The sequence below is a fragment of the Janthinobacterium sp. BJB426 genome, assembly GCF_002735705.1.
Taxonomy (GTDB): Bacteria; Pseudomonadota; Gammaproteobacteria; order Burkholderiales; family Burkholderiaceae_D; genus Janthinobacterium.
Genome location: NZ_PDZL01000010.1, coordinates 176,225 through 194,438 on the forward strand (window position 1 = coordinate 176,225; position 18,214 = coordinate 194,438).

Genomic DNA, 18,214 nt, shown 5'->3' on the forward strand with positions numbered 1-18,214 from the left:
CAGTCGACGCGCGGGCGCGCGCCGCCGGACTTAGGTCTTGAAGGGGGAAAGCAGGCGGTGCGCGACGGCATACTGGACCATTTCCGACAGCGAACTCATACCCATTTTTTGCATGATGCGCGTCTTGTGCGTACTCACCGTTTTGACGCTCAGGTGCAGGTTGTTGGCAATTTCCGTGATCGACTTGCCTGCCACCAGCAGGGAAAAGACTTCGAATTCGCGGTCCGACAACTGTTTGTGCAGCAAGCTTTCATTCGGCATCATGATGTTGAGCACGAGTTGCTCCGCCACCTCGGCGCTGATATAGGGACGGCCCGACGCCACCTTGTGGATGGCGCCCACGAGCTGGGTACCCGCGCTTTCCTTGGTCAGATAGCCTTGCGCGCCGGCGCGGATGGCGCGCACCGCATATTGTTCTTCCTCGTGCATGGTGAGGATCAGGATGGACAGCTTGGGCGCCTCGCTGCGGATTTGCCGGATCAGGTCGACGCCGCTGCGGCCCGGCATCGACAGGTCGAGCAGCAACAGGTCGAAGCCGCCCTGGCGCACATGGTTGAGGACTTCAAAACCGTCGATGGCTTCACCCACGATGTCGATATCCGGCGCGCCGTCAAGGATGCGCTTTAATCCTTCACGCATGATGGTGTGGTCGTCGGCAATCACAATACGTATCATAGGCGGGCAATCTGGTGGCGTGTAATCTGCTCTGTCCGTCACCGGACAATCAAATGTTAAGAAACGAGAAATGTTGTCATTTTAACTGAAGTGGCCGCACGTTTGCCTTTTTCTTGGTGCGCCGGCGACGGCGGCCTTCGTGGCCATGTGACCCCTTATTTTGCCGGGGGTTCCTTGATCAGCCTGTGCACGAGCACGGGCAGTTTCGAGTGCGACAGCACCTTGTTGGTCACGCTGCCCAGCAGTAACTGCCCCCAGCCGCTGCGGCCGTGCGAGCCCATGAAGATCAGGTCGCATTGCTGCAATTGCGCCACTTCCACGATTTTCAGGGCCGGGCTGTCGGAAAAGGCCGTCAAGCCCGTCGCCTGCAGACCCCGCTTGGCGGCCGCGTCGAGGATGGGCTGCCAGTGGTCGGCGCCCGCCTTGCGCATGGCGATGCGGTATTCCTCTTCGCTGGGATAGCTCGGTGGAATGATTTCGATGTACACCGGGTACTGGTACTCGGGCGCCACGTACACGGCAAGGATGTCGGCGTGCATCTGTTCGGCAAAGGCAACGCCGGCACAGGCCGTCAAGTTGGAGACGGTGGAGCCGTCCGTGGCGATCAGAATTTTCTTATACATGGCAGGTCCTTTGGCAGTGACTCAGCGCGCGCAACGCCTCTTATTGTAGACGTGGCGGCAGCATTGTATTCATGTAAAGACTTGATAATTATCAATACTACTGCACCTTCAGTATAGACAACATTGGCAGAAAGATCGTGTTTAGCTGCAACGATGGCCGTGCGAGGCTGTTGCGCAGGCGCCCGGAGGCAGGATTTGTCATGTCGCGCGTGGTCTTGCACGCACGCCAATGGTAGTATTTCAAAATACAACAGCAGGAACACTTATTTCCTGGCGGAAAAGCTCTTGTAGACCCGCTTTGCACCAGGAAGCGCGTTTTGAGATTTACCAACAGGGCGGCGCCCTGCTACACTCGCACCATCGCAGCGGTATTGCCTCAAATCATCTTAATCGAGAAATTGTGGGTATCAGTCTGTAAAACGCACAGTTCAGGCGGAATTTTGACAAATTATGGAGAAGCAGGGATATGACCAACGCCGCTGATGATTTCGATGCATTATTCGATGAAGTATCCGCGCAAAGCGCGGCCGCAGCCACGCCGGCGCCCGCCGCCGCGCCCGCTCCTGCCGTGATCGCGGATGATGATTTTGACGCGCTGTTCGACTCCGTGTCGGCCAGCGCCGCCGTCCCGGCAGCCGCAGCGGCGCCGGTGGCTGCCGCGCCAGCCGCTGCGCAAGCGGCCCCCGTGGCCAGCGCCGACGCACATGGCGAGGCGGCAGATCCTGTCGACCAGTCCGACAAGCCGATGTTCGAGCGCTTGGGCGGCATCGTGCGCCTGCTGCACGATTCGCTGCGCGAACTGGGCTACGACAAGGCGTTGACGGAAGCGTCGTCGCAGATCGTCGATGCCCAGGACCGCCTCGAATATGTCGCCACCCTGACGGAGCAGGCCGCCAACAAGGTACTGAATACGCTCGACGAAGGCATGCCGGCGCAAGACGTGTTGTCGAAGAAAGCCAAGGACATGGACGGCCGCTGGACAGCCTTGTTCGACGGCAAGTTGAGCCTGGAAGAATTCAAGGCCCTGGCCGGCGATTCGCGCCAGTTCGCGCAAGCCGTTGCCGAAGCGACGGAAGCGGAAAAAGCACGCTTGCTGGAAATCATGATGGCCCAGGACTTCCAGGACATCACGGGCCAGCTGATCAAAAAAGTGGTCAACATCACCAAGACGGTGGAGCACGAGCTGGCTCAGCTGCTGCGCGACAACGCGCCGGCCGAAGTGCGCGAGAAACTCGCACAGAAGCAGGACGCGCCGCTGATGCAGGGCCCGTCCGTGCCGTCGGTGGCGCTGGACCAGGATAATGTAGACGACCTTCTTGCGGATTTGGGATTCTAATGGACGATATGCTCAAGGATTTCGTCGTTGAGGCGATGGATCTTGCGGTTAATGTTGAAGAGCACTTATTGCGCCTCGAGCGTGATCCTGACAACAAGGAAACACTGAATGCCGTGTTTCGTTCCTTCCACACCATCAAGGGTGGTGCCGGCTTCATGGGCTTGCCCGCGCTGGTGGCAGCCTGCCATCTGACGGAAAACCTGTTCGACGCCTTGCGCACGGGTGCCGCGCCCGTGACGCCGATCGCCATCGAAGCGGCGCTGCAAGCGTCCGGATTCGTGGCCGACCAGCTGACGGAGCTGGCGAATGGCGCCGCGCCGGAAAGCTTGCCGGCCATGCCCGAAGAGCTGGAACACATTCTGACGAACGCCATCGAAGGCAAGGGCATGGACGCGCCTGCGCCAGCTGCCGCCTTGGTGGCGGAAGTTGCCGTTGCCGAGGTTGTCGAAGTCGTCGTGGCCGCGCCTGCCGCCGCCGTTGCCACTGCCAGCGCCGATGGCCTGGACTGGGAAGGCATGTATAACGCCGTCGTGCCTGAGGGTAATCGCGTCGCAGCAGCGCCGCCGGTGTCCGTCGTCGCCGCTGCGCCTGCCGCCGTGGTTGCCGCGCCTGCTGCTGCCGCTGTTGCCGCCAAACCGGTCGCCAAGGCCTGGGATGGCGCCGAACGCCGCGAAGAGCGTCCGGAAGTGCGCCATGCCGCGCCCGTCAAGGAAGACAGCATCCGCGTCGACGCCGTCAAGCTCGACGCCTTGCTGGAAGTGGCCGGCGAATCCGTGCAGGCCGCCAACCAGGCTGCCGTGCTGCTCGAGCGCTTGCTGCAATTCAAATTCGAAGGCCAGGCCGCCACCTTGATGGCGACCCTGGCGGAAACCCTGGAACGCGCTTCGCGTTACTCGACGGAACTGCAGCGGGCCACCCTGGCCACGCGCATGCAGCCTGTCGGCCGCCTGTTCCAGAAATTCCCGCGCCTGGTGCGCGAGCTGGCCAAGGATCTGGGCAAGGATGTCGAACTGACCATCGAAGGCGCGGAAACGGAAGTCGACCGCGTGGTGGTCGACAGCCTGTACGATCCGCTCGTGCACATGCTGCGCAACTCGCTCGACCATGGCGTCGAATCGCCGGAAGCGCGCCTGGCTGCCGGCAAGCCCGCCAAATCGTATATTTCGCTGAAAGCCTGGCAGGAAGCCAACAGTGTCATGATCGTGCTGCAGGATGATGGCAAGGGCATGGATCCGGCCTTCCTGCGCAGCAAGGCCCAGCAAAAGGGCTTGATCAGCGAAAACGCGCAATTGAGCAACGACGAATGCTTCCAGCTGGTGTTCCTGCCGGGCTTCTCGACCAAGGAAGTCGCGTCCAGCGTTTCCGGCCGCGGCGTGGGCATGGACGTGGTGAAAACGGCCGTGGAGAAAAACCGCGGCGCCATCCACATTGAATCGGCGCTGGGCAAGGGCACCAAGTTCGCCATCCGCCTGCCGATCGAACTGTCGATCGTGCCGACCATGCTTGTGTCGACCTCGGGCGCCGCGCTGGCGCTGCCGATGGCGGTGGTGCAGCGCGTCGTCGAATTGCCGGAAACCTTCATGGAGGTGGGCGGCGCGCCCGTGCTGAAAGACCAGGGCCGTCCATTGCCCGTGCGCTCGCTGGCCGGCTCCCTGGGCTACGAATCGTGCAGCGAGCGCGTCGGCATCGTGGTCGCTGCGCCACAGCCGTACATCCTTGCCGTGGAAGCCGTCGATGGCACGGCCGACCTGGTGATCAAACCGATGACGGCCATCACCGTGGAAGGCATCACGGGCACGGCCCGCTCGGCTGAAGGCGAACTGGTGCTGGTAGTTGGCCTGTCGTTCCTGATGGATGGTTGTCGAGGTAGCGTGCGTTTAGCTGCCTGACGTAAGTGTCGCTGTATTCTTTGGAAAGCCCGCCAGGTATGGCGGGCTTTTTTATGGCGCCAGCGTCAAATGTTGTTAGGGCGTAGCGTGCCGCCTTCCAGCCAGCGCTGCACGCGCACGATTTCCTGGGCGCGCCCCGCTTCGTCCTTCGGCGGCGGCAGGTAGATGTCGGGCATGATGCCGCCCAGGTCCACTTGCAGATGCGGCAGCCGGGCCGAGCGCGAGGTCGCGTATTGCAACTCGCGCACGCCGGAGGGCAGGGCGTGCAGGCGCAGGTTGGAATAGTCGAGCGCGCCTTCGCTGTTGCGGCCGATCAATTTGACATGAAAACTTTGCCGCGCCGCCAGCAGGAATTCCTCGCAGGAACTGGCGCACTCGCTGTCCATCAGCACGGCCACGCGTGTGGGGCGGCGCGGCTCCTGCGCGCTCACGCGGGCATAGCTGATGAGTTCGTCATTTTCCTGTGGCACGTAGTCGCCCGGCTTGACCGTGCGCATCTGTTTCACGGCCTGGGTCGCAAAGTCGATGCAGTCCTGGTCGCCGGGTGCCACCAGCGCGCAGATTTTTTCCTGGCTCGCGATATTGGCCGGCGTGGACAGCCATTCGGCGCCCACGCTGACCATCTCGTCTGAGCTGATCCATTGCAGCAGCGGCGCATACGTGCTGTCGCTGCCGCCGGCGTTGCGGCGCACGTCGATGATCCAGTTGGGACGCGCCGCCAGTACCGCGCGATGCGTATCGAGCAGGGCGGCCACGGCGGCGCGGTAGGGGTCGTGAAAGCTGGGCAGGCTCAGCAGCACCGTCGCGTCAGACAAGATTTGCAGCGCCGGCTCCTTCGACGGGGCTGCCTGGCTCGCCACGTTCGGCCTGGCTGGCGCCGGCTTGGCAATCTCTTGCACGCTGCCCGGCTTCACATACAAATGGCTCTTGCGCCACATGCCCAGATAGTTTCCCAGGATCGCGTTGCAAGCCTTGTCGTCGGCCGCGCTGGCCGCCGCCGTGGTGGCCGTGGCCAGCGCCAGGTCGAAGTAAGCCTGGCCCTTTTGCGCCAGGTGGGCACGTGCGCCCGTATCATTTTCCAGCAGGAAGGGAGTAATCGCGCGCAAGTCCCGCACGCAGGTTTCTCCCGGCGCGGCGGCCAACGCATGCGTGTTGGCCAGGGTGAGGGCGGCCAGCGCCCAGAAGTGCAGTTTCATTCAGGTCCCCATCGGTTGTGGGCGCGTGCGCTTGCGCGCGCCGGTCATTATTGTCGAAATACAATACACGAAAGATTAAGTAAAAAATATCATTTTTTTGACCGCGCCGTGACTCGTTCGGCGGCCTGCGTGCGGACGGGGCCGGTATGCCGCCAGCAAGGCGATATCGGCAATTTTTCGCCCATATCCAACAAATGAGCCGAACTTTGTATCGCCAATCCCACGATTTTGCCTGTTTCGGTTCTGTATTCCCCAATATATGGCATAATCCTTGTGGATCACCGTATGACCTGGTATCACTTGATCACTTAAACAGGCTGTGGCAACGCTGCATAAATCATGATGAAGACGCTTTACGACAAACTTTGGGAATCCCACGTTGTTCGGGCCGAAGATGATGGCACGACAATTCTGTACATCGACCGGCACCTGCTGCACGAAGTCACCAGCCCGCAAGCCTTCGATGGCCTCAGCGTGGCGGGCCGCCAGCCGTGGCGCATTTCCGCCAACCTGGCCGTGGCCGACCATAACGTGCCCACCACCAGCCGGGTCGACGGCATTGCCGACCCCGTTTCGCGCCTGCAGGTGGAAACGCTGGACAAGAACGCCAAGCACTACGGCTTGACCTACTTCAACATGAACGACAAGCGCCAGGGTATCGTGCATGTGATCGGCCCGGAACAGGGCGCGACCCTGCCCGGCATGACGGTCGTCTGCGGCGACTCGCACACGTCCACGCACGGCGCGTTCGGCGCGCTGGCGCACGGCATCGGCACGTCCGAAGTGGAACACGTGCTGGCCACGCAGACCTTGCTGCAAAAAAAATCCAAATCCATGCTGGTGCAGGTCGACGGCGCCTTGCCGGCCGGCGTGACAGCGAAAGATATCGTGCTGGCCATCATCGGCAAGATCGGCACGGCCGGCGGCACGGGCTACTGTATCGAGTTTGGCGGCTCGGCCATCCGCGCGCTGTCGATGGAAGGGCGCATGACGGTGTGCAACATGGCGATCGAGGCGGGCGCGCGCGCCGGCATCATCGGCGTGGACGACACCACCATCAATTACGTCAAGGGCCGTCCGTTTTCGCCGGCCGGTCCGCACTGGGAACGGGCCGTGACCTATTGGCGCACCCTGCATTCGGACCCGGGCGCCCGTTTCGACCTCGTCGTCACGCTCAACGCGCAAGAGATTCAACCGCAAGTGACATGGGGCACGTCGCCGGAAATGGTCATCGGCATCGATGGCCGCGTGCCAGATCCGGACAATGAAAAAGACAGCGTCAAGCGCGACGCCATCGAAAAAGCCCTGGTCTACATGGCCCTCAAACCGAACACGCCGATCACCGACGTACGTATCGACAAGGTTTTCATTGGTTCCTGCACCAATTCGCGCATCGAAGATTTGCGCGCGGCAGCCGCCGTGGTGCGCGGCAAGTACCGCGCCTCGAACGTGACCCTGGCGCTGGTCGTGCCCGGTTCCGGCCTCGTCAAGGATCAGGCCGAACGCGAAGGCCTGGACCGCATCTTCAAGGATGCCGGCTTCGAATGGCGCGAACCGGGTTGCTCCATGTGCCTGGCCATGAATGCGGACCGCCTGGAACCGGGCGAACGCTGTGCATCGACCTCGAACCGCAACTTCGAAGGCCGGCAAGGGCAGGGCGGCCGTACCCACCTGGTGTCGCCCGCGATGGCGGCCGCGGCGGGTATCGCTGGCCACTTTGTCGACGTGCGGGGCTTGCGATGACGGCAGGGACTGGCGCCGCTGGTTTACACTAGCGTTCCCAGTCCCTTACTTACTATCAAGAAATCATCATGAAAAAACTCTTCGCCCTCCTCATCGCCACCGTGATCCTGTCTGGCTGCAACACCGTCTCCGGCATCGGCCGCGATGTGCAGAAAGTCGGCCAGGTCGTCACTGGCGCCGGCGGAAAATAAACCGTGACGTGCCGGCGCCCAGCGCCGCGCGTCCTACCGAGTAGAAACAGCATGGATAAATTTACGATTTACGAAGGCCTGGTCGCTCCGCTGGACCGCGCCAACGTCGACACCGACGCGATTATCCCGAAGCAATTCCTGAAATCGATCCACCGCAGCGGCTTCGGCCCCAACCTGTTCGACGAATGGCGCTATCTCGACCATGGCGAACCGGGCCAGGACAACAGCCGCCGCCCGCTGAACCCGGAGTTCGTGCTCAACGAGCCGCGCTACCAGGGCGCCTCGATCTTGCTGACGCGCAAGAATTTCGGCTGCGGTTCCTCGCGCGAACACGCGCCGTGGGCACTCGATCAGTATGGCTTCCGCGCCATCATCGCGCCCTCGTTCGCCGACATCTTCTTCAATAATTGCTACAAGAACGGCTTGCTGCCCATCGTGCTGTCGGAAAGCCAGGTCGAGCACCTGTTCAATGAAGTCAAGGCGTTCCCCGGCTTCAAGCTGGTGGTGGACCTGGAGCAGCAATGCGTGCGCACCAGCAATGGTTCCGTGTCGTACCCGTTCGAGATCGACGCCTTCCGCAAATATTGCCTGATGAATGGCCTCGACGATATCGGCCTGACCTTGCGTCACGCCGACGATATCCGCGCCTTCGAAGAACGGCATCTGACTAATCAGCCTTGGCTGGCCAACGTTATCTAAAGATCATTCCATGAAAATTGCAATCTTACCCGGCGACGGCATCGGTCCTGAAATCGTCGCGCAAGCCGTCAAGGTCTTGAATGTGCTGGGCGAATCGTTCGAGCTGGAAACGGCGCCCGTGGGCGGCGCCGGCTATGCGGCCCATGGCCACCCGTTGCCGGAAGGCACGCTGGCGCTGGCGAAAGCGGCCGATGCCGTGCTGTTCGGCGCCGTGGGCGACTACCAGTACGACAACCTCGAGCGCCAGTTCCGTCCGGAACAGGCGATTTTGGGCTTGCGCAAGAACCTGGGCCTGTTCGCCAACCTGCGTCCGGCCATTTTGTATCCGGAACTGGCGGGCGCCTCGACCCTGAAGCCGGAAGTGGTGTCCGGCCTGGATATTCTGATTATCCGTGAATTGACGGGCGACATTTATTTTGGCCAGCCCCGTGGCGTGCGCGAGTGCCCGGATGGCCCGTTCAAGGGTCAGCGCGAAGGTTTTGACACCATGCGCTATGCGGAAGGCGAAATCCGCCGCATCGCCCATGTGGCTTTTCAGGCGGCACAAAAGCGCGACAAGCGCCTCACCAGCGTGGACAAGGCGAACGTGCTGGAAACCTTCCAGTTCTGGAAAGACATCGTCACCGACGTGCACAAGGAATACCCGGATGTTGCGCTTGATCATATGTATGTCGATAACGCGGCCATGCAACTGGTGCGGGCGCCAAAGAAATTCGACGTCATGGTGACCGGCAACATGTTCGGCGACATCTTGTCGGACGCTGCCGCCATGCTGACGGGTTCGATCGGCATGCTGCCGTCGGCCTCGCTGGACGCCAACAACAAGGGCTTGTACGAGCCATCGCACGGCTCGGCGCCCGATATCGCGGGCAAGGGCATCGCCAATCCGCTGGCGACGATCTTGTCGGCCGCCATGATGCTGCGCTATTCGCTGAACCGCGAAGAGCAGGCAAACCGCATCGAGGCAGCCGTCAAGCACGTGCTGGCGCAGGGCTTGCGCACGGCCGATATCCACGAAGCGGGCACGACTTTGGTCGGTACCGAGGCGATGGGTGATGCAGTTGTAAAAGCACTGGGATAAAATAGTCTAATGACGGCAGTCGCCGTCTCATCTTGAGGAATGGTAATGAAATTAGTTGGCTTGGTAGGTTGGCGCGGTATGGTCGGTTCGGTCCTGATGCAACGCATGCAGGAAGAGGGCGATTTCGCCCACATCGAACCGGTGTTTTTCACCACCTCGAACACGGGCGGCGCGGCGCCGGCCATGGCGAAGAATGAAACCATCCTCAAGGATGCCAACAACATCGCCGAACTGTCCAAGTGCGACATCATCATTTCCTGCCAAGGCGGCGACTACACGAGCGCCGTCTTCCCGCAGCTGCGCGCAGCGGGCTGGAATGGCTACTGGATCGATGCGGCCTCGACCTTGCGCATGGAAAAAGACGCCGTCATCGTGCTCGACCCCGTCAACCTGCACGTCATCAAGGATGCGCTGGGCAAGGGCGTCAAGAACTACATCGGCGGCAATTGCACCGTATCGTGCATGATGATGGGCCTGGGCGGCCTGTTCCAGCACGACCTGATCGACTGGATGACGTCGATGACTTACCAGGCGGCATCGGGCGGCGGCGCGCAGCACATGCGCGAACTGCTGACGCAATTTGGCACCATCAACGGTTCCGTCAAGGCGCTGCTGGACAACCCCGCTTCCGCCATCCTGGAAATCGACCGCCAGGTGCTGGCCACCCAGCACGGCTATTCCCCGGATGAAATCAAGCAATTCGGCGCGCCGCTGGCCGGCAACCTGATCCCGTGGATCGACAAGGACCTGGGCAACGGCCAGTCGAAGGAAGAGTGGAAGGCGGGCGCGGAAACGAACAAGATTCTGGGCCGCGGCATCGACTTCGGCACCAAGGAAATTCCTGTCGACGGCCTGTGCGTGCGCATCGGCGCCATGCGCTGCCATTCGCAAGCCTTGACCATCAAGCTGAAAAAAGACGTGCCGCTCGATGAAATCAACGACATCATCGCCAGCAACAATCAGTGGGTGAAATTCGTGCCGAACACGCGCGAAGCGTCCGTGCGCGACCTGTCGCCGGCGGCCGTCACGGGCAGCCTGACGATCCCCGTCGGCCGCGTGCGCAAGATGAGCATGGGCGGCGAATATCTGTCCGCCTTCACCGTGGGCGACCAGTTGCTGTGGGGCGCGGCCGAGCCGCTGCGCCGCATGCTGCGTATTTTGCTGGACGCGTAAGCGCCACAAATTGCTGATCCAGATCAAGCCGGGGCTGTTTTCCCGGCTTTTTTTTCGTCCTGGGCCCGTCAAGGCTCAACCATGCGGAGCTTGCATAGCTCTGGGCATGATGATATGTTGATACCTCTGGAAAAGTAACAGTTTTCCCATGTCAACTAAGATGCCGCCAACTATGCCTGTACACACTCGTCCCCGGGTCGCCTCCCTTGCCATTCAAACACTCAGCAGCGCTGTCGCCTGTGCGGTGTTATTGTCACCGGCGGTATCCGCAGCCGAGCTGGGCAAGATCACGGTGCTGTCCGCCGCCGGCCAGCCGCTGCGCGCCGAGGTCGAATTATCGGCCGTCAAGCCAGGCGAGGCGACCAGCCTGCTGGCCAAGCTGGCGCCGCCTGACGCCTACCGCCAGGCCAACGTGGAATTCAATCCTGCCCTGAATGCGCTGACGTTTGCCGTGGAAAACCGCAACGGCAAGTCCTTCATCCGCATCAGTTCGGCGCAACCGGTAGCCGAGCCCATGGTCGACCTGCTGCTGGAACTGAGCAGCAAGAGCGGCCGCCAGGTGCGCGAGTATGCATTCGTGCTCGACACGCCGGAAGCGCGCCAGACGCGCGGCGCGCAAGTGACTGCACCAGTCGAGCCGGGCAAGGCCAAGCCGGCCGCCGCCTCTGCCGCTGCCGAGACTGCGCCGCCGGCCGTGAAAAAGGCGGCAGGTGAATACAAGGTCAAGGCGGGCGACACCCTGAGCCGCATCGCCAGCGAACTGAAGCCATCTGGCGTCTCGCTCGACATGATGCTCGTCGCCCTGTACCGCGCCAATCCCGACGCCTTCAAGGGCGAGAACATGAACCGCATGCAGGCCGGGCGCATCCTGGCCGTGCCGGGTGCGGACACCGTGCGCGCCACTGGCGCGGCCGAAGCGAAGGGCATCGTGACGGCGCACGCCATCGATTTCGACGCCTACCGCAACAAACTGGCCGGCCAGGTGTCGCAAAGCAAGCCAGCCAAGGCCGCGCAAGCGACGCAAAGCACGGCCGGCAAGATCGGCCCGACGAAGGTGCAGGAAAAACCGACGGCCGTGAGCGAATCGCAAGACAAGCTGAAGCTGTCGAAGGCGGAGCCGGCGGCCAAGTCGGCCGGCAAGAGCGCCGTCGCCAGCGAAGAAGACAAGATCGCCAAGGCGAAACAGGTCGATGAAGCGGCTGCCCGCGTCAAGGAGCTGGAAAAGAACGTCAGCGACCTGGAAAAGCTGATGGCGGTCAAGAGCAAGGCCATGGCCGACAAGAGCGCGCCGGCACCCGCCAAGCCGGCCGAGGCCGCTGCCAGCGCATCGGTTGGCGCGCCTGCCAGCGCCGTTGCCAGCGCACCGGCCGAAGCCCTGCCACCCGTGCCGAAGGCGAAACCGGTGCCGCTGGTGAAAAAACCATCGCCGCTGGAACCGACCTTTGCCGACAAGATCAACGACCACCTGGGCGCCATCGGCATCGGCCTGGCCGCGCTGCTGGCCGCCGTGGCCGCGCTGGTGATCGCGCGCCGCCGCAAGGAGACGCCGCCGCCCGCCGAAGCTATCGCTCCCGTGCTGGAGCCGGAAGACCAGCAGTCCGAAGCGAGCAACCACCTGTTCGGCACGGGTGCGGCCGCTGCCGGAGTGGCCGCCGCAGCGGGCGCCAGCATGCTCGACGCGAATGAAACGGACCCGGTCGCCGAAGCGGACGTGTATATCGCCTACGGCCGCGATGGCCAGGCGGAAGATATCCTCAAGGAAGCCTTGCGCATCCATCCGGAGCGCCATGCCGCCCGTTTGAAGTTGCTGGAAATCTATTCGGCCCGCAACGACGTGCGCGCGTTTGACGACCAGGCCAGCGAGCTGTACAGCCTGACGCGTGGCCAGGGCGAAGAGTGGCCGCAGGCGGCCGCGCTGGGTCTGGCGCTCGATCCCACCAACCCCCTGTATGGCGATACGGAAGACGACGCCGTTGTCAGCCTGAGCAAGGCTGCCGGCGACGACTTGCACGGCCAGAGCATGGATTTGCCTGACGAGCCGTCAGCGCCGCTGGCCGACCTGGCGCCAGCCGAGCCGGTATCCGCCGTGGCGGCCCGCGATGCCCGCGATCCGCTCGACTTTGACCTCGACAGCCTCGATTTCGAGCCCGTCTCCACCAGCGATCCGATCGTCATGCCGGGGCCGGACAGCAAGCCGGTCTCCGCCGCGCACGATGCGCAGTATGACGCCAGCATGGATTTCGGCCTGGACCTGGAGCCGCCAGCCGGCCCCGTGAATGGCGTGGGCGCCGGCTTGACGCCGTTGCCTGATCCGTTGAAGGATGTCGATCTGGCCCATTTTGACCTCGACGAACCGGTGGCACCCGCTGCCACGCCGGTGGCGGCGGCCGAACCTTCGCTCGACAGCCTGTTTGACGATGCGCAAACGCCCGCCACCTTGCCGGAAGCCATACCGCCGGCACAGGAATTCGACCTGTCCGGCATCGACCTGGACCTGAGTGACGGCAAGACGGCCAGCGTGGGCGTGGACGACCCGCTGTCGGCCATCCACATGGAAATGGATACCAAGCTGGACCTGGCGATCGCTTACCAGGAAATCGGCGACAAGGAAGGCGCGCGCGAGCTGATCGATGAGGTCATCAAGGGTGGCAGCGAAGAGCAGGTGAAGAAGGCGAATACCATGCGCGCTTTGCTCAGCTAAGCTAAGCGTCGATACGACGTCCATGGCTGCGTTGCGCGGTCATGGCGTCCACCTTGTACTATTCGTACTGTCTTCGACCGTGCGCCTTGCCCTGAACGCCGTCTCGCTCGCTTAGGGCGATACGGCGCACCGGGGCTGCTGCGCCGGTATAATGCTTCGATGCAAAATATTACGACAGCAACGCCATTCAAGCGTATCGTCCTCGGCCTGCAGTACGACGGCACGGCCTGGCACGGATACCAGAAGCAGGAAGACGGGCAAACGGTGCAGGACCAGCTGGAAAATGCGCTGGAGCAGTTCGCCCGCGTGCGCCTGGCCACCACTTGCGCCGGCCGCACGGATACGGGCGTGCATGCGCTCGAGCAAGTCGTGCATTTCGATACGGACCTGAACCGTGACGTGCATTCGTGGGTGCGCGGCGTCAACGCCTTCCTGCCGAAATCCATCGCCGTGCGCTGGGCCAAGGAACTCGAAGGTGATCCGACGGTCAATGACTTCTTCCACGCCCGTTTCAGCGCCCGCGCACGCACCTATCATTATGTGTTGTACAACAACGCTACCCGTTCGCCGCTGGTGGAAGGGCGTGCCGGCTTCTTTTTCCGGCCGCTGGACGTGGAACTGATGCGGCAAGCCGTGCAGCCGCTGCTGGGCTGGCACGATTTCACGGCCTTCCGCGCCGCGCAATGCCAGGCCAAATCGCCTGTCAAGCTCATGCATGACATCCGCATCGAGCGGCGCGGCGATTGCGTCATCTTTACCATTACGGCCAATGCCTTCCTGCACCACATGGTGCGCAACCTCGTCGGTTCGCTCGTCTACATCGGCACGGGACGGGAAAAGCCGGAATGGCTGGGGCATCTGCTGGAAAGCAAGGACCGCCACGCGGCCGCGCCCACCTTCATGCCGGACGGCCTGTACCTGGCACAGATCGATTACGATCCGAAATGGGCATTGCCGCAGGACAGCAGCAGCGCTTTGCCCTGGTTTTGATCTGCATCAAATCAAGTAAAGGATTGCCATGCCTCGCACACGCATCAAGATCTGCGGCCTGACCCGCGTTGAAGACATCCAGGCCGTCGTGGCGGCCGGTGCCGACGCCATCGGCTTCGTGTTCTATCCGAAAAGTCCCCGCTACGTCACGCCCGAACAGGCAGCTGCCCTGATCGCCGCCGTGCCGCCCTACGTGACGACGGTGGGCCTGTTCGTCAACGCCACGGTGGAAGAGGTGCGGGCAACGAAGGCCGTGGCGCCTTTATCCCTGCTGCAATTTCATGGCGACGAGACGCCGGAACATAGCGCCGCGCTCGCTGGCGCCGTGAATACGCCGTTTACGCAAGTGTTCCGCGTCAAACCCGACACCTCCTTTGAAGATTTGCTAGAATACGAACAGCGCTATCGCGCCGCCAGTCCCTTGTTTTCGAGTCTCTTGCTCGATACCTATGTGGATGCCTATGGCGGTGCAGGAAAGGTATTTGATTGGTCCCTCATTCCAGAAGAACTCGCGCCTCGGGTCGTTTTAAGTGGTGGCTTGAGCGTACAAAACGCGACTGACGCAGTGGTGCGCGTGCGCCCTTACGCCGTCGACATCAGCAGTGGTGTCGAAGCGTCCAAGGGCATCAAGGACGCGTCCCGTGTCCGCGCGTTTATCGCCGCGGTGCAGGATGCTGATGCCATCATTGCCAGAGGAAACAACCATGAATGACCGTACCACAGCGCCCGGCGCAGCCGCCGCATTGTTCCACGCCACCGATTACCCGTTTCCCGACCTGCGTGGCCACTTCGGCCCGTACGGCGGCTCCTTCGTTGCCGAAACGCTCACCCACGCACTGGCCGAGCTGAAGGATGCCTACGCCCGCTACAGCGTCGATCCGGAATTCCTCGAAGAATTCCGCTACGAGCTGAAACACTTCGTCGGCCGTCCCTCGCCGATCTACCACGCCAAGCGCTGGTCCGAAATGGCCGGCGGCGCGCAAATCTATTTCAAGCGCGAAGACTTGAACCACACGGGCGCGCACAAGATCAATAACGTCATCGGCCAGGCCCTGCTGGCCAAGCGCATGGGCAAGCCGCGCATCATCGCCGAGACGGGCGCCGGCCAGCACGGCGTGGCCACGGCCACCATCTGCGCCCGCTTCGGTCTCGAATGCGTGGTCTACATGGGCAGCGAAGACGTCAAGCGCCAGGCGCAGAACGTGTACCGCATGAAACTGCTGGGCGCGACCGTCGTGCCTGTCGAATCCGGTTCCAAGACCCTCAAGGATGCGCTGAACGAAGCCATGCGCGACTGGGTCACGAATATCGAAAACACCTTTTACATCATCGGCACCGTGGCCGGCCCCCATCCGTATCCGATGATGGTGCGCGACTTCCAGTCCGTGATCGGCGAGGAATGCCTGGTGCAGATGCCGGAAATGACGGGCCGCCAGCCCGACTACGTGCTGGCCTGCATCGGTGGCGGCTCGAACGCCATGGGCATTTTTTACCCGTATATCGACCAGAAGGATGTGAAATTGATCGGCGTGGAAGCGGCCGGCGAAGGATTGGACACGGGCAAGCACTCGGCGTCGCTGACGGCCGGTTTCCCGGGCGTGCTGCACGGCAATCGCACCTATCTGCTGCAGGATGAAAATGGCCAGATCATCGAGACGCATTCCGTCTCGGCCGGTCTCGACTATCCGGGCGTGGGCCCGGAACACGCGTGGCTGAAAGATTCGGGCCGCGCGCAGTATGTGTCCATCACGGATGACGAGGCATTGCAGGCCTTCCACGACTGCTGCCATATCGAAGGCATCATCCCGGCCCTGGAATCGTCGCACGCACTGGCCTACGCGGCCAAGCTGGCGGCCACCTTGCCGAAAGACCAGATCGTGCTGGCCAACCTGTCGGGCCGTGGCGACAAGGACATGCATACCGTAGCGGAACGCATGGGATTGAATTTCAGTTAAGCAACTGACAATTCCAAGCAGGTCGGGTTGGCGCGAGCGCGTAACCCGACATTTCTCACCGATAACACGAAAGCATCCCATGTCCCGTATCGCCACCACCTTTGCCAATTTAAAATCCAACAACAAGACCGGCCTGGTCACGTTCATAACCGCCGGCGACCCCGGCCCTGACGCCACCGTGCCCCTGATGCACGCGCTCGTCGAGGGCGGTGCCGACATACTGGAACTCGGCGTGCCGTTTTCCGACCCCATGGCCGAAGGCCCCGTCATCCAGCGCGCCTGCGAACGGGCCTTGAAATTCAATGTCGGCATCCATGACGTGTTCGGCTATGTGCGCCAGTTCCGTGAATCGAACCAGACGACGCCCGTGGTGCTGATGGGCTATGCCAACCCGATCGAGCGCATCGGCAGCGCCGCTTTTATTGATGCAGCGCAAGCGGCCGGCGCGGATGGCGCCATCGTCGTCGACTATCCGCCGGAAGAGTGCGAGGAATTCGCGGCCGCCATGCGCGCAGCAGGCCTGGACCTGATCTTCCTGCTGGCGCCGACCTCGACCGAAGAGCGCATCGCGCAAGTGGCCAAGGTTGGCGGCGGCTTCAGCTATTATGTGTCGCTGAAAGGCGTCACGGGCGCCGGCAACATTGATACGGAACAGGTGGCTGAGCGCCTCGCGGCCATCCGCCAGCATGTAAAATTGCCTATCGGCGTGGGCTTCGGCATCCGCGATGGCGCCACTGCCAAGGCCGTGGCCAAGGTGGCCGATGCCGTCGTGATCGGCAGCCGCATCATCCAGGAGATAGAAAATGCCCCGGAAGGTGGCGCCGTCGACGCCGTGCGCAGCTTTACGGCAGGTATCCGCTCCGCACTGGATGCCTGAGCAAGCTTGTTGTTTACACAAGCTCGGGTGGCGGCAAAGTTCGACAGCCCGGCGATAAACGGCTACACTTCGGCCACTGATTTGCCTGTTATTGTGCAATAGATAAAATTTTTGGTGGCGCCCTGCGGGGCGTTGCCGTTTACCGTCTGCCGGGGGCGTCCACCGACGCTACCCCTACAAGGGCCCAAGGAGAAAATATGAGTTGGTTGGAAAAACTGCTGCCACCGCGCATCCAGCGTTCGGACGCCGCCGCGCGCAAGACCATGCCGGAAGGCCTGTGGGTCAAGTGCCCGTCGTGCGAAGCCGTGCTGTACCGTACGGACCTGGAATCGAATTTGCACGTGTGCCCGAAATGCGACCACCACATGCGCATCCGCGCGCGTGAACGCCTCGACAGCCTGCTCGACGCGGGCGGCCGCTATGAAATCGGCCAGGAAATCCTGCCTGTCGACACCTTGAAATTCAAGGACAGCAAGAAATACCCGGACCGCCTGAAGTCCGCCATGGAAGCGACGGGCGAGACGGATGCGATGGTCGTCATGGGCGGCGCCATCATGAGCCTGCCGGTGGTCGTGGCGTGCTTCGAATTCGAATTCATGGGCGGCTCCATGGGCTCCGTCGTGGGCGAGCGCTTCGTGCGCGGCGCGCAGATCGCGCTGGAACAGAAAGTGCCGTTCATTTGCATCACCGCCACCGGTGGCGCGCGCATGCAGGAAGGCTTGCTGTCGCTGATGCAGATGGCCAAGACCACGGCCATGCTGACCAAGCTGTCGGAAAAGAAATTGCCATTCATCAGCGTGCTGACCGACCCGACCATGGGCGGCGTGTCCGCCTCGTTCGCCTTCATGGGCGACGTGGTCATCGCCGAGCCGAAAGCGCTGATCGGCTTTGCCGGCCCGCGCGTGATTGAAAACACCGTGCGCGAAAAACTGCCGGAAGGCTTCCAGCGCGCCGAGTTCCTCGTCACCAAGGGCGCCGTCGACATGATCGTCGACCGCCGCAAGATGCGCGAAGAAATCGCTCGTCTGCTGGCCTTGTTGCAAAACCAGGCTGTCGAAGTCTTGGCGTAATCCGCCAACGTAACA

At 62.2% G+C, this 18,214-nt stretch carries 16 protein-coding genes; 13 read left to right on the forward strand and 3 right to left on the reverse strand.

The genetic code is table 11. From position 1 onward, the window contains the following. Positions 1-30: 30 nt before the first annotated feature. Together CSQ93_RS17550 and CSQ93_RS17555 are read right to left on the reverse strand one after the other, a co-directional pair. Positions 31-675, reverse strand: a complete 645-nt coding sequence (locus tag CSQ93_RS17550) for a response regulator (RefSeq protein ID WP_034783426.1) — start codon at positions 673-675, stop codon at positions 31-33. 155 nt (positions 676-830) lie between these two features. Beyond that, the gene (locus tag CSQ93_RS17555) at positions 831-1,298 is read right to left on the reverse strand and encodes a universal stress protein (protein WP_070260284.1); all 468 of its coding nucleotides are present in this window, start codon (positions 1,296-1,298) and stop codon (positions 831-833) included. A gap of 466 nt (positions 1,299-1,764) precedes the next feature. Here CSQ93_RS17555 and CSQ93_RS17560 point away from each other — a divergent pair, with 466 nt between their 5' ends. Both CSQ93_RS17560 and CSQ93_RS17565 read left to right on the forward strand, forming a co-directional pair. Continuing rightward, positions 1,765-2,634, forward strand: coding sequence for a protein phosphatase CheZ (locus CSQ93_RS17560; protein WP_099379140.1), 870 nt, complete (start codon positions 1,765-1,767; stop codon positions 2,632-2,634). Further along, positions 2,634-4,523 carry a chemotaxis protein CheA gene (locus CSQ93_RS17565; protein ID WP_099379141.1) on the forward strand — a complete coding sequence of 630 codons (1,890 nt, stop codon included), beginning with the start codon at positions 2,634-2,636 and terminating at the stop codon, positions 4,521-4,523. Before CSQ93_RS17560 ends, CSQ93_RS17565 begins: the two co-directional genes overlap by 1 nt. Before the next feature lie 65 nt (positions 4,524-4,588). On the opposite strand, the gene CSQ93_RS17570 is transcribed toward CSQ93_RS17565, so the two are convergent. Continuing rightward, complete coding sequence (locus CSQ93_RS17570; protein WP_099379142.1) at positions 4,589-5,719, reverse strand: S41 family peptidase; 1,131 nt, start codon at positions 5,717-5,719, stop codon at positions 4,589-4,591. 339 nt (positions 5,720-6,058) lie between these two features. On the opposite strand from CSQ93_RS17570, the gene leuC reads away from it, so the two are divergent. The 11 genes from leuC to accD all read left to right on the forward strand — a co-directional run bounded on the left by leuC (position 6,059) and on the right by accD (position 18,199). After that, entirely contained in the window at positions 6,059-7,462 is a 1,404-nt protein-coding gene (gene leuC, locus CSQ93_RS17575; RefSeq protein WP_099379143.1) for a 3-isopropylmalate dehydratase large subunit, read from the forward strand. A 68-nt stretch (positions 7,463-7,530) separates the two neighbouring features. Next, complete coding sequence (locus CSQ93_RS17580; RefSeq protein WP_010400408.1) at positions 7,531-7,653, forward strand: lipoprotein; 123 nt, start codon at positions 7,531-7,533, stop codon at positions 7,651-7,653. A 51-nt stretch (positions 7,654-7,704) separates the two neighbouring features. Then, the gene (gene leuD, locus CSQ93_RS17585; protein ID WP_035821053.1) at positions 7,705-8,352 is read left to right on the forward strand and encodes a 3-isopropylmalate dehydratase small subunit; all 648 of its coding nucleotides are present in this window, start codon (positions 7,705-7,707) and stop codon (positions 8,350-8,352) included. 10 nt (positions 8,353-8,362) lie between these two features. Next, positions 8,363-9,433, forward strand: a complete 1,071-nt coding sequence (gene leuB / locus CSQ93_RS17590) for a 3-isopropylmalate dehydrogenase (protein ID WP_099379144.1) — start codon at positions 8,363-8,365, stop codon at positions 9,431-9,433. Between the two features lie 45 nt (positions 9,434-9,478). Beyond that, a complete protein-coding gene (gene asd / locus CSQ93_RS17595; protein WP_071653756.1) occupies positions 9,479-10,606 on the forward strand; it encodes an aspartate-semialdehyde dehydrogenase in 1,128 nt (375 codons plus the stop codon). A 250-nt stretch (positions 10,607-10,856) separates the two neighbouring features. Next, the gene (locus CSQ93_RS17600) at positions 10,857-13,307 is read left to right on the forward strand and encodes a FimV/HubP family polar landmark protein (protein ID WP_442778335.1); all 2,451 of its coding nucleotides are present in this window, start codon (positions 10,857-10,859) and stop codon (positions 13,305-13,307) included. A 159-nt stretch (positions 13,308-13,466) separates the two neighbouring features. Further along, entirely contained in the window at positions 13,467-14,297 is an 831-nt protein-coding gene (gene truA, locus CSQ93_RS17605; protein ID WP_099379146.1) for a tRNA pseudouridine(38-40) synthase TruA, read from the forward strand. A 28-nt stretch (positions 14,298-14,325) separates the two neighbouring features. Beyond that, positions 14,326-15,009, forward strand: coding sequence for a phosphoribosylanthranilate isomerase (locus CSQ93_RS17610; protein WP_099379147.1), 684 nt, complete (start codon positions 14,326-14,328; stop codon positions 15,007-15,009). After that, a complete protein-coding gene (gene trpB / locus CSQ93_RS17615) occupies positions 15,002-16,252 on the forward strand; it encodes a tryptophan synthase subunit beta (RefSeq protein WP_099379148.1) in 1,251 nt (416 codons plus the stop codon). Before CSQ93_RS17610 ends, trpB begins: the two co-directional genes overlap by 8 nt. 79 nt (positions 16,253-16,331) lie before the next feature. Then, entirely contained in the window at positions 16,332-17,129 is a 798-nt protein-coding gene (gene trpA, locus CSQ93_RS17620; RefSeq protein ID WP_099379149.1) for a tryptophan synthase subunit alpha, read from the forward strand. A gap of 197 nt (positions 17,130-17,326) precedes the next feature. Then, positions 17,327-18,199 (forward strand): acetyl-CoA carboxylase, carboxyltransferase subunit beta, encoded by an 873-nt coding sequence (accD, locus tag CSQ93_RS17625; RefSeq protein WP_010400390.1) that lies wholly within the window; start codon positions 17,327-17,329, stop codon positions 18,197-18,199. Positions 18,200-18,214: the final 15 nt, after the last annotated feature.